The organism is Buttiauxella sp. BIGb0471 (genome assembly GCF_024807715.1).
In the GTDB taxonomy this organism is placed as follows: Bacteria; Pseudomonadota; Gammaproteobacteria; order Enterobacterales; family Enterobacteriaceae; genus Buttiauxella; species Buttiauxella agrestis.
Window position 1 is genome coordinate 349114 of sequence record NZ_JANUEU010000003.1, and the last position, 12200, is coordinate 361313.

The 12200-nt window shown below is 51.2% G+C and carries 12 protein-coding genes and 1 pseudogene; 9 read left to right on the forward strand and 4 right to left on the reverse strand.

What is annotated here, in order from left to right; translation table 11 throughout:
• The first annotated feature begins 107 nt into the window (after positions 1-107).
• Positions 108-866 carry a M48 family metallopeptidase gene (locus M2371_RS12345; RefSeq protein WP_034498370.1) on the forward strand — a complete coding sequence of 253 codons (759 nt, stop codon included), beginning with the start codon at positions 108-110 and terminating at the stop codon, positions 864-866.
• A gap of 107 nt (positions 867-973) precedes the next feature.
• On the opposite strand, the gene speB is transcribed toward M2371_RS12345, so the two are convergent.
• The 3 genes from speB to yqgB form a co-directional block, all read right to left on the reverse strand.
• Complete coding sequence (gene speB, locus M2371_RS12350) at positions 974-1894, reverse strand: agmatinase (protein ID WP_034457777.1); 921 nt, start codon at positions 1892-1894, stop codon at positions 974-976.
• Positions 1895-2059: 165 nt separating this feature from the next.
• Positions 2060-4036: a biosynthetic arginine decarboxylase gene (speA, locus tag M2371_RS12355; protein ID WP_172893256.1), complete on the reverse strand. Its 1977-nt coding sequence runs from the start codon at positions 4034-4036 to the stop codon at positions 2060-2062.
• The gene (gene yqgB / locus M2371_RS12360; protein ID WP_259267844.1) at positions 4029-4175 is read right to left on the reverse strand and encodes an acid stress response protein YqgB; all 147 of its coding nucleotides are present in this window, start codon (positions 4173-4175) and stop codon (positions 4029-4031) included. Before yqgB ends, speA begins: the two co-directional genes overlap by 8 nt.
• 661 nt (positions 4176-4836) lie before the next feature.
• Here yqgB and metK point away from each other — a divergent pair.
• The 8 genes from metK to ruvX all read left to right on the forward strand — a co-directional run bounded on the left by metK (position 4837) and on the right by ruvX (position 11973).
• Positions 4837-5991 carry a methionine adenosyltransferase gene (metK, locus tag M2371_RS12365; protein WP_034498374.1) on the forward strand — a complete coding sequence of 385 codons (1155 nt, stop codon included), beginning with the start codon at positions 4837-4839 and terminating at the stop codon, positions 5989-5991.
• A 392-nt stretch (positions 5992-6383) separates the two neighbouring features.
• The gene (locus M2371_RS12370; RefSeq protein ID WP_034498377.1) at positions 6384-7778 is read left to right on the forward strand and encodes a sugar porter family MFS transporter; all 1395 of its coding nucleotides are present in this window, start codon (positions 6384-6386) and stop codon (positions 7776-7778) included.
• Between the two features lie 71 nt (positions 7779-7849).
• Entirely contained in the window at positions 7850-8365 is a 516-nt protein-coding gene (locus M2371_RS12375) for a SprT family zinc-dependent metalloprotease (protein WP_259267845.1), read from the forward strand.
• A gap of 92 nt (positions 8366-8457) precedes the next feature.
• A complete protein-coding gene (endA, locus tag M2371_RS12380; protein ID WP_172893253.1) occupies positions 8458-9165 on the forward strand; it encodes a deoxyribonuclease I in 708 nt (235 codons plus the stop codon).
• Positions 9166-9218: 53 nt separating this feature from the next.
• A complete protein-coding gene (gene rsmE, locus M2371_RS12385) occupies positions 9219-9950 on the forward strand; it encodes a 16S rRNA (uracil(1498)-N(3))-methyltransferase (protein ID WP_259267846.1) in 732 nt (243 codons plus the stop codon).
• A gap of 14 nt (positions 9951-9964) precedes the next feature.
• Positions 9965-10912 (forward strand): glutathione synthase, encoded by a 948-nt coding sequence (gshB, locus tag M2371_RS12390; protein ID WP_115627328.1) that lies wholly within the window; start codon positions 9965-9967, stop codon positions 10910-10912.
• A 78-nt stretch (positions 10913-10990) separates the two neighbouring features.
• On the forward strand, positions 10991-11554 hold the full coding sequence (locus M2371_RS12395; RefSeq protein WP_259267847.1) for a YqgE/AlgH family protein: 564 nt from the start codon (positions 10991-10993) through the stop codon (positions 11552-11554).
• Positions 11554-11973 carry a Holliday junction resolvase RuvX gene (gene ruvX / locus M2371_RS12400; RefSeq protein WP_172893251.1) on the forward strand — a complete coding sequence of 140 codons (420 nt, stop codon included), beginning with the start codon at positions 11554-11556 and terminating at the stop codon, positions 11971-11973. The genes M2371_RS12395 and ruvX overlap by 1 nt, the downstream gene beginning before the upstream one ends.
• On the opposite strand, the pseudogene M2371_RS12405 reads toward ruvX, so the two are convergent.
• A pseudogene (locus M2371_RS12405) lies at positions 11970-12170 on the reverse strand (type II toxin-antitoxin system HicB family antitoxin); the annotation flags it as partial. The gene ruvX and the pseudogene M2371_RS12405 overlap by 4 nt on opposite strands.
• Positions 12171-12200 lie beyond the last annotated feature (30 nt).

Genomic DNA, 12200 nt, shown 5'->3' on the forward strand with positions numbered 1-12200 from the left:
CGCAAGTTGCTGCGCGAGTTTGGCTAACTTCTTTATACTGAAGCGACTAGCCAACGGTTTGTGGCTGAATGACCTCTGAGCAGTTATCACTAATAAAGGATATTGGCATGAAATTGCGCCCAATTTTACTGAGCCTGAGCGTTGCTGCCCTATTGAGCGGCTGCCAGAATATGGACTCTAACGGCCTGCTGGCTTCCGGTGCAGAAGCCTTTCAGGCGTACACATTAAGTGATGCGCAAGTTAAAGAGCTGAGTGACAAATCCTGTGCTGAACTCGACAGCAAAGCGAGCATCGCGCCCGCGAGCAGCGAGTATGCGCAACGCCTGAGCAAAATATCCGCCGCCCTGGGCGATAACATCAATGGCATGCCGGTGAACTATAAGGTTTATGTCACCAAAGACGTGAACGCCTTCGCGATGGCAAACGGCTGTATCCGTGTTTACAGCGGCCTGATGGACATGATGAACGATAACGAAGTCGAAGCGGTTATCGGCCACGAAATGGGCCACGTCGCACTCGGTCATGTGAAGAAAGGGATGCAGGTCGCTTTGGGGACGAATGCTGCTCGTGTTGCAGCGGCCTCTGCGGGCGGCGTGATTGGCAGTTTGTCGCAGTCACAACTCGGAGATTTGGGCGAGAAACTGGTGAATGCGCAGTTCTCCCAGCGCCAGGAATCTGAAGCTGATGACTATTCATATGATTTGTTGAGAAAGCGCGGGATTAACCCAATCGGCCTGGCGACCAGTTTTGAGAAGCTGGCTAAAGAGGAAGAAGGCCGCCAAAGCTCAATGCTTGACGACCACCCTGCTTCCGCCGAACGTGCGCAACATATTCGCGACCGTATGGCAGCGGATGGGTTGAAGTAAAATTACCCCTCATCCCGACCTTCTCCCCCAGGAGAAGGAGAAAACCGTACAATCCCCTCTCCTTTGGGAGAGGGTTAGGGTGAGGGGGCAACACTCAATAAAGGCGATTATTCCCCTTTCTTAGCTGCCTGGATATACAGCATTTCCAGCGCCAACGTCGCGCCAGCCAATGCAGTGATTTCAGACTGATCGTAAGCCGGAGACACTTCCACAACGTCCATACCTACGATGTTTAGGTCTTTCAAACCGCGGACCAGTTTCAGCGCGCGGTCAGTCGTCAAACCACCGATAACCGGCGTACCGGTACCTGGCGCGAAAGCCGGGTCGATACAGTCGATATCAAAGGTCAGATAAACCGGCATATCGCCAACAATCTGCTTAACCTGTGCCAGCACGTCGTCAACAGTGCGGTCGTTAACCTGGCCTGCATCCAGCACGGTGAAACCGTTGTCTTTATCAAACTCGGTACGAATACCAATCTGCACAGAATGGTTTGGGTCAATCAAACCTTCTTTAGGTGCGGTGTAGAACATGGTGCCGTGGTCGAACTCGCAGCCATTTGCGTAGGTATCGGTGTGAGCATCGAAATGTACCAGCGCCATTTTACCGAAGTGCTTAGCGTGAGCGCGCAACAGTGGCAGAGTCACGAAGTGGTCGCCACCGAAAGAGAGCATACGCTTACCCGCAGCCAGCAGTTTTTCTGCATGAGCTTGCAGACGCTCGCTCATATCACGTGCATCACCGAAGGCGTAAACCAGGTCGCCACAGTCAACAACATTCAAGCGCTCACGCACGTCGAAGTTCCACGGGAAGCGGTTGCCTTCCCATGCCAGGTTGGTAGAAACCTGACGGATTGCCGCAGGGCCATGACGACCACCTGCACGGCCAGATGTTGCCGCATCAAAAGGAACGCCAGTGATAACCCAATCGGCATCGCTGTCGTATGGCATGAAATTCAGCGGAAAACGTAAAAAACCGAAGGCATTGGATACCAGGGAATTGTCGTACTGATGGCCTAAGGTGCTCATGGTTTGACCTCACGATGATGGTAATTATTAGCAAAAAAAAGTCCCCTCCGCGTCGTTAAACCCGACGAGGAAGGGACTGTATTCATTCAGACTGCTTGTTGGCGCGGATTATCGCCGAATGCAGCATTATTTGTACACTAATTACTCTAAATAAAGACGAGTAATTTACTCGTCTTCTAAATAAGTATAGCCATACAAACCCGCCTCGAACTCTTCGAGGAACTGCTGCTGCAAACCAGCATCCAGATCGGTCTGTTTCACCTGATCGCGGAAGTGCTTGAGCAGGGTTTTTGGATCAAGCTGAACGTATTCCAGCATGTCCGCAACGGTATCGCCTTCGTCAGACAACTCTACTTCTACGCTGCCGTCAGGGAAGACGAAAACGTCAACCGCTTCGGTATCGCCAAACAGATTGTGCATATTGCCAAGGATTTCCTGGTATGCACCAACCATAAAGAAGCCTAGCAGCGGCGGGTTTTCCGCATCATATTCTGGCATCGGCATGGTGGTCGCAATACCGTCGCCGTCGATGTAGTGATCGATAGCACCGTCGGAATCACAGGTAATATCCAGCAGCACCGCACGGCGCTCAGGGATCTGATTCAACCCTTCAAGCGGCAGCACCGGGAACAACTGATCGATACCCCACGCATCCGGCATAGACTGGAACAGCGAGAAGTTGACGTAAATCTTATCCGCCATACGTTCTTGCAGTTCGTCGATGATCGGACGGTGCGCGCGGTTGCTTGGGTCGAGCAGGCGCTGAATTTCATGGCACATGCTCAGGTAAAGCTGCTCAGCCCAGGCACGCTCTTGCAGCGAGAAACTGCCAGATGCATAACCGGTATGGATGTCGTGCAAGTCAATCTGGCTATCATGCAGCCATTCGCGCAGCGAGCGACGGTTATTCGGCTGGTGCATTTCGCCCCAGGTTTCCCACATGCTTTGCAGCGCGCGCGGCGCGTCTTCAGCCGGAGCCGTTGGCGTGGTGTATTCGTTGCGTTCAACACCGATGATGTTAGACACCAACACGGTGTGGTGCGCGGTTACTGCACGGCCAGATTCGGTAATCACTGTCGGATGTGGCAGACCGTGTTCTTCACACGCATCACCAATCGCCCAGATAATATTGTTTGCGTATTCGTTCAGGCCATAATTGACCGAACAATCGGACTGCGAACGCGTGCCTTCATAGTCCACGCCCAGACCGCCGCCGACATCGAAGCATTCGATGTTAACGCCCATCTTGTGCAGCTCAACGTAGAAACGCGCTGATTCACGCACACCGGTGGCGATATCGCGAATGTTCGCCATTTGCGAACCGAGGTGGAAGTGCAGCAATTGCAGGCTGTCGATACGACCAGCTTCACGCAGCATATCAACCAGTTGCAGAACCTGTGTGGCTGCCAGGCCAAATTTCGATTTCTCGCCGCCTGAGGACTGCCATTTGCCAGAACCTTGCGACGCCAGACGCGCACGCACGCCAAGGCGCGGTACTACATTCAGGCGCTCAGCTTCTTCGAGCACAATGCGAATTTCTGACATTTTCTCGATGACCAGATAAACCTTGTGGCCCATCTTCTCGCCGATCAACGCCAGGCGGATGTATTCACGGTCTTTATAGCCATTACACACAATGACTGAACGCGTCATGCCTGCATGCGCCAGCACAGCCATCAGCTCAGCTTTAGAACCCGCTTCCAGGCCCAGCGGCTCACCGGAATGAATCAGCGATTCAATTACACGACGGTGCTGGTTTACCTTGATTGGATAAACGAGGAAATAGTTGCCGTTATAACCATAGGATTCACGAGCACGTTTGAACGCTGCATTAATAGAACGCAGGCGGTGCTGCAAAATCTGCGGGAAGCAGAAGAGTGCAGGCAAACGTTGCCCCTGTGCTTCACGGGCTTTTACGAGTTCAGCAAGATCAACACGCGCTTCCGGGACATCAGGGTCCGGGCAAACGGTGATATGACCGAGTTCATTGACGTCGTAATAGTTATTGCCCCACCAGGCAATATTGTAAGTACGCAGCATTTTGCTGGCTTCCTGGGAGCTCATGGCAACCTCCTGCATGGAGCGGTGTACATCCTGCTCGCCCACTGACGAACCCGAAACAGAAGAGATTTTGTCAGACATGGCGAACCTCAAATTTAAACGAATGTGCAAAACAGTTGACTACTATCGCAGGGGTACCCCGCAATAACAACCCATTAACAGCGCGTAGAAGCAGCATAAGACGCTGACAGACTAACTGTGCGACCGGTTTCTTTTTCATATCATTGTAAAACACGTAACCGAGCTTCGTAGAACGAGTCGGCGAAACCACGAGAATACTCTTATCGATGACAAGAGAGCCCTTGTTCAGAATTTCACGGCTTTAAAAACCGGCCCGAGAGTCCTGAGAAGCGCCGAGATGGGTATAACATCGGCAGGAATGAATACACGAAATGCAGTTTATGAGGGGCATATGTACGACCTGAGTGGCCGCCAGAGTTTGCGAATTACAACGGTTCATTAATCGAGTCACCTCCACGCATACCAGAAGCATGCGACAAGCCAAAGCTAAGAAATTTGCTCAACCCGGCTGGAAGTGGGCAACACAAAAATGTGTGCTTGTTGAATGAGCCGCGCGCGCCGCTTTATACCGACAACAGCCGGAAATTGCAAAACAAAAATCCCTGGTTTGCTGCGGGTGTCAGTAAAATTTGCCACTTAAGATTATCCGCACAAACTTGCGAGCGTAAAAATCACTGGTAATCTGATTAATGGATAACCTAGAATAGCCGTCCAGATGTTAATCCATCTATACCGATTAACTGTTAGACTGCCTGAAATGAAACCTGTGGTATAAGCTCGATTAACCAGTACATCGCACTGGGGTGAGCACCAATTAGCAGCAGTCTGCACTAACCTAATTCTCTTAGGGTGAATAAAACATGGCCAAACACCTCTTTACGTCCGAGTCTGTATCAGAAGGGCATCCCGATAAAATCGCTGACCAAATCTCTGATGCGGTCCTCGATGCGATCCTGGAGCAGGATCCAAAAGCACGCGTAGCTTGCGAGACTTACGTTAAAACCGGCATGGTTCTGGTTGGCGGTGAAATCACCACCAGCGCCTGGGTTGATATCGAAGAGATCACTCGTCAAACGATCCGTGAAATCGGCTACGTGCATTCTGATATGGGCTTTGATGCAAACTCTTGCGCAGTGCTGAGTGCTATCGGCAAACAATCCCCGGATATCAACCAGGGCGTTGACCGTACCGATCCACTGGAGCAAGGAGCTGGCGACCAGGGCCTGATGTTTGGTTATGCAACCAACGAAACAGAAGTGCTGATGCCAGCACCGATCACTTACGCACACCGTCTGGTTCAACGCCAGGCAGAAGTTCGTAAGAATGGTTCACTGCCATGGCTGCGTCCGGATGCAAAAAGCCAAATCACGTTCCAGTACGACGACGGTAAAATCGTCGGTATTGATGCCGTGGTTCTGTCTACCCAGCACTCCGAAGATGTACAGCTGAAAACGCTGCAAGAAGCGGTGATGGAAGAGATCATCAAGCCAGTTCTGCCAGCAGAATGGTTGAATGCATCTACCAAATATCACATCAACCCAACAGGCCGTTTTGTTATCGGTGGCCCAATGGGTGACTGTGGTCTGACCGGTCGTAAAATTATCGTTGATACCTACGGCGGCATGGCTCGTCACGGTGGCGGCGCGTTCTCCGGTAAAGATCCGTCTAAAGTTGACCGTTCTGCGGCGTATGCGGCACGTTATGTGGCGAAAAACATCGTTGCTGCGGGCCTTGCTGACCGCTGTGAAATCCAGGTTTCCTACGCAATCGGCGTGGCTGAACCGACATCCATCATGGTTGAAACCTTCGGTACTGAGAAAATCTCTACCGAGCAACTGACCCTGCTGGTGCGTGAGTTCTTCGACCTGCGTCCATACGGCCTGATTCAGATGCTGGATTTACTGCACCCAATCTACAAAGAAACCGCGGCATACGGTCACTTTGGTCGCGAACATTTCCCTTGGGAAAAAACCGACAAAGCCGAATTGCTGCGTGATGCTGCTGGCCTGAAATAAAACCCGCCAGTCCATCATCAAACTTTAAAGGCCAGCGCTTAGCTGGCCTTTTGCTTTTCTGCTCCCCTCCCATGAAAACCCTTCCCACTGGTTTAATTCTCGACAGTGAAAGCGGTTACACAGTAGTTAATAAGGCATTAATTAAGACTGTTCTGCATGACAACAACTTGTTGCTGCACTAGTTACAAAAAGTTTCAGATTAGTCTTGGGTTTAATTTTTTGGTTTTATTTTCTACACTTAACGATATGTTTTTCATCATAAAATTATGCATACACTTCTTGACGTTAGTGTAACCGATTACACTAACGTGAGTTGAATCACATAATTTTACCTGATGTTAACCTAACCTTAATAGCGAGATATCCCCCAAATTATTCAACTGGAGAGCACTATGCCTGAAATAAAAAAACAAGGGCGCTCGAACAAAAGCATGACCTTTTTTGTCTGTTTTCTTGCAGCCCTGGCCGGTTTACTTTTTGGCCTTGATATTGGCGTGATTGCCGGTGCCTTGCCGTTTATCGCTAAAGATTTCCAGATAACTGCGCACCAGCAAGAATGGGTTGTGAGTTCGATGATGTTCGGCGCAGCGGTCGGTGCGGTTGGCAGCGGTTGGCTCTCCTTCCGTATCGGGCGTAAATACAGCCTGATGATTGGTGCCGTGCTGTTCGTTGCGGGTTCTCTGTGTTCTGCTTTCGCACCAAACACTGAGATCCTGATTCTCTCCCGCGTATTACTCGGCCTGGCAGTCGGTGTTGCGTCTTACACTGCGCCGCTTTACCTGTCAGAAATTGCGCCAGAAAAAATCCGTGGCAGCATGATCTCGATGTACCAGCTGATGATTACCATCGGTATCCTGGGCGCTTACCTTTCTGATACAGCCTTCAGCTACAGCGGTTCATGGCGCTGGATGCTGGGCGTCATTACTATTCCAGCCCTGATTCTTCTGGTTGGCGTTTTCTTCCTGCCAGACAGCCCGCGCTGGTTCGCCGCTAAACGCCGTTTCCACGATGCCGAGCGCGTCCTGTTGCGTCTGCGTGATACCAGTGCCGAAGCAAAACGTGAGCTTGAAGAAATTCGTGAAAGCCTGAAAGTAAAACAAAGCGGCTGGTCCCTGTTTAAAGACAACAGCAACTTCCGTCGCGCGGTGTTCCTCGGCATTCTGCTTCAGGTGATGCAACAATTCACCGGCATGAACGTCATCATGTACTACGCACCGAAAATCTTCGAAATTGCGGGCTTCACCAACACCACTCAGCAAATGTGGGGCACAGTTATCGTTGGCCTGATCAACGTTCTGGCGACCTTTATTGCTATCGGCCTGGTTGACCGTTGGGGCCGTAAACCAACGCTGGTTCTGGGCTTCATGGTGATGGCAGTTGGCATGGGCATTCTTGGCACAATGCTGCACGTGGGTATTCACTCCCAGGGCGCGCAATACTTCGCTATCGCCATGCTGCTGATGTTTATCGTTGGTTTTGCGATGAGCGCCGGTCCACTGATTTGGGTACTGTGCTCTGAAATCCAGCCGCTCAAAGGCCGCGATTTTGGTATCACTTGCTCCACCGCAACCAACTGGATTGCCAACATGATTGTGGGTGCAACCTTCCTGACCATGTTGAACACGCTGGGCAATGCGAATACCTTCTGGGTCTACGCCGCGCTCAATCTGTTCTTCATCGTTCTCACACTGTGGCTGATTCCAGAAACCAAACACGTTTCCCTGGAACACATCGAGCGTAACCTGATGAAAGGTCGTCGCTTACGTGAGATTGGTGCTCAAAACTAAGCTTAACCCGCCCCTTTCCTGCATGGAGAGGGGCTTGCACCCTGCCCTTCCTCGCACTATTCTTGCCGGTTATGAAATCCCCTAGACTCCCAATCGCCATCCAACAGGCCGTTATGCGCTGCCTGCGGGAAAAGCTTCAGCAGGCAAATCTGCATTTAGGCCGCAACTATCCGGAACCGAAACTGGTTTATCAGCAGCGCGGCACAGCTGCGGGTACTGCGTGGATGGACAGCTACGAAATCCGCCTTAATCCCGTATTACTGATGGAAAACCAGCAAACCTTTATTGATGAAGTCGTTCCGCACGAACTGGCTCATTTGTTGGTGTGGAAACACTTTGGCCGCGTCGCTCCCCACGGTAAAGAGTGGAAGTGGATGATGGAAACGGTGCTGGGTGTGCCTGCCCGCCGGACACATAAGTTTGAAGTGCAATCCGTACGCAAAAATACCTTCCCCTATCGCTGCCGCTGCCAGCTCCACCAACTCACCGTCCGACGACATAATCGAGTGGTGCGCGGCGAGGCAGAATACCGCTGCGTTCAATGCGGTGACCTGTTAAAAGCCGACGCTACAACTTCCTGTAATTAAAAGTATTAGCCTAATAATTTCCTGATTTAGCTTATTGAAACTGGATAAATCATCAGGTACGTTGCGAGCACGTTTTAGTAAGGATTCTGGAAATGTCTCGCAAAATTTCTTTGGCTGTTGCACTTGTTGCAGCCTTCTGTACCTTTTCCGCTTTCAGCGCTGGTATCAATAATTTCTCTCAAGCCAAAGCTGCAGGCGTAAAAGTCAACGCCGATGCGCCAGGCGATTTCTATTGCGGATGCAAAATTAGCTGGGAAGGTAAAAAAGGGGTTCCTGACCTTGAGTCCTGCGGTTACAAAGTCCGTAAAAACGAAAACCGTGCGACACGCATCGAATGGGAACATGTTGTCCCAGCCTGGCAATTCGGGCACCAGCGCCAGTGTTGGCAAGATGGCGGACGTAAAAACTGCGCCAAAGATCCGGAATATCGCAAAATGGAAAGCGATATGCACAACCTGCAACCGGCTGTTGGGGAAGTGAATGCCGACCGTAATAACTTCATGTACAGCCAGTGGAATGGGGGTGAAGGTCAGTACGGGCAATGCGCCATGAAAGTCGATTTCAAAGATAAAGTCGCCGAACCACCCGCCCGCGCCCGTGGTGCCATCGCCCGCACCTACTTCTATATGCGTGACCAATATCAGCTGAATCTTTCCCGCCAGCAAACCCAGCTATTTGAAGCCTGGAATAAGCAATATCCGGTGACAGCCTGGGAATGTGAACGCGATGAACGTATCGCCAAAGTTCAGGGTAATCATAACCCTTATGTGCTGCGGGCTTGCCAGGCACAAAACAGCTAACCTACACTAGCGGGAATTGTTATCACTGTTCCCGCTTTTGGATATTAAAAACCATGCGTATACCCCGCATTCATCACCCTGAACTCCTCTCCGTCGGCCAGGACGTTGCACTTTGCGAAGATGCTGCCAACCACGTAGGCCGCGTCCTGCGCATGAGTGCGGGTCACGCGTTGCAATTATTTGATGGCAGTAATCAGATTTTTGAAGCTGAAATCGTGCAGGCAGATAAAAAAAGTGTGCGGGTGAAAGTCCTGAGCGCAAGCCTTGATAACCGTGAATCCCCTCTGCACTTACATCTTGGCCAGGTGATGTCGCGCGGCGAGAAGATGGAGTTCACCATTCAGAAAGCAGTGGAACTCGGTGTGAATGTGATTACACCTTTGTTTTCTGAACGCTGTGGCGTAAAACTGGATGCCGAGCGCCTGAATAAGAAGCTCGGACAATGGCAGAAAATTGCCATTGCGGCCTGCGAACAATGTGGACGTAATAGCGTGCCAGAAATTCGCCCGGCTATGGATCTGGAAAAGTGGTGTACCGAAGAAGATGACAGCCTGAAGCTGAATCTGCATCCTCGAGCCAGCGCCAGCATCAACACGTTGCCACAACCTGTAGAGCGCGTGCGCCTGTTGATTGGCCCGGAAGGAGGTTTAACGGCTGATGAAATTGCCATGACCGCACGTCATCAGTTTACTGATATTCTGTTGGGACCTCGCGTTCTGCGTACTGAGACTACCGCGCTCACCGCCATTACCGCGCTGCAAGTGCGCTTTGGCGATCTGGGCTAAAACGGAGAAAAACAATGATTAAGCTCGGCATCGTGATGGACCCCATCGCAAACATTAACATCAAGAAAGACTCAAGTTTTGCCATGTTGCTGGAAGCCCAGCGCCGTGGTTACGAACTGCATTACATGGAAATGGCCGATCTGTATTTGATCAACGGTGAAGCACACGCACGCACCCGCCTGGTCACGGTCGAGCAGAACTACGACAAATGGTACGAATTTGGCAGCGAGCAAGACATTCAGCTTGCCGATCTTGACGTTGTGTTGATGCGTAAAGACCCTCCGTTTGATACCGAATTTATTTACGCGACCTATATTCTTGAACGCGCCGAAGAACAAGGCACGTTGATTGTTAACAAGCCGCAGAGCCTGCGCGACTGTAACGAAAAACTGTTCACTGCCTGGTTTGCGGATTTAACTCCAGAAACGTTGGTCACGCGCAACAAAGCGCAGCTTAAAGCGTTCTGGCAAAAGCACGGCGACATCATCCTCAAGCCGTTAGATGGCATGGGTGGCGCTTCAATTTTCCGTGTTAAAGAAGGCGACCCTAACATTGGCGTTATCGCGGAAACGCTGACTGAACTGGGCAACCGCTACTGTATGGCGCAGAACTATCTGCCTGCGATTGTCGATGGTGACAAGCGCGTTCTGGTGGTGGATGGCGAACCTGTTCCGTATTGCCTGGCGCGTATCCCACAAGGTGGCGAAACACGCGGTAATCTTGCAGCCGGTGGTCGCGGCGAACCGCGTCCGTTAACCGAAAGCGACTGGGAAATTGCCCGCCGCGTGGGGCCAACGCTAAAAGCTAAAGGGCTGATTTTCGTTGGCCTGGATATCATTGGCGATCGCCTGACTGAGATTAACGTCACCAGCCCAACGTGCATTCGTGAAATCGAAGCCGAATTCCCGGTTTCTATTACTGGCATGTTGTTCGATGCAATCGAGACGCGTCTGGCAAAATAGTCCTGTGAGCGGGCTTAGCCCGCTTAGTAGTGATAAACTGACTGCTCGCTTTTTCAACCGGAACCAGAACCTCTGACAATGAATTTACAGCATCACTTTCTAATTGCCATGCCGGCGCTCCAGGACCCATTGTTTAAGCGTGCTGTCGTTTATATTTGCGAATACAACGAAGACGGCGCGATGGGAATAATCATTAATAAACCCCTCGAAAACCTCCAGGTTGACGGCGTTCTGGAAAAGCTGAAAATCGCACCAGAACCGCGTGATCCAGCCATTCGCCTTGATAAGCCAGTTTTCATTGGCGGCCCTTTGGCGGAAGACCGTGGTTTCATTTTGCATTCGCCGCCAGACTGTTTTGCTTCCAGTATCCGTATCTCTGATGAAACCGTGATCACCACTTCCCGCGATGTACTCGAAACCATCGGCACTGCGCAGCAACCCGCAGATGTCATTGTCGCGCTCGGTTACTCATCATGGGAAAAAGGGCAACTCGAACAAGAAATCCTGGATAACAACTGGCTGACAGCCCCCGCAGACGCATCCATTTTGTTCCATACGCCAATTTCAGAGCGTTGGCGCGAAGCGGCTAAATTAATCGGCATTGATATTCACAATATGCCAAGTGAAGCAGGACATGCTTAATGAGTAGCGGAACTTTATTATCCTTTGATTTCGGTACTAAAAGCATCGGTGTTGCGGTGGGCCAGCGTATTACCCGCACCGCACGCCCGCTCACAGCCATCAAAGCCCAGGACGGCACGCCGGACTGGAACGTGATCGAAAAAATCCTTAAAGAGTGGCAGCCGGATGAAGTCATTGTTGGCCTGCCGCTGAATATGGATGGCACCGAACAACCGCTCACCGCCCGCGCCCGGAAGTTTGCAAACCGCCTGCATGGCCGTTTTGGCGTCAAAGTCGCTTTGCAAGATGAACGCCTGAGCACCGTTGAAGCACGTGCCGGGTTGTTCGAACACGGTGGTTTCCGTGCGCTGAACAAAGGCAGCATTGACTCAGCCTCAGCGGTAATCATTCTTGAAAGCTGGTTTGACTATAATCCTTAGTCTTTTTTGCTGTCAGGCGTACCTGAGGACTCTTCAATCAGTTCATGCCTGGCTGCAACGGCCAGAAAATGGCTGCGATCCCGGTAACCCGAGGATGGCTGTTTTACGCGGTTATCAATACGCATAAGTAACGTATCCGGCAGCGTAATGTTGATCCTCTGTTGTTTTCCTTCCAGAGCAGACAAATCCACGCCAACTGAAAAAAACATAGGTAATCTCCGTGAATT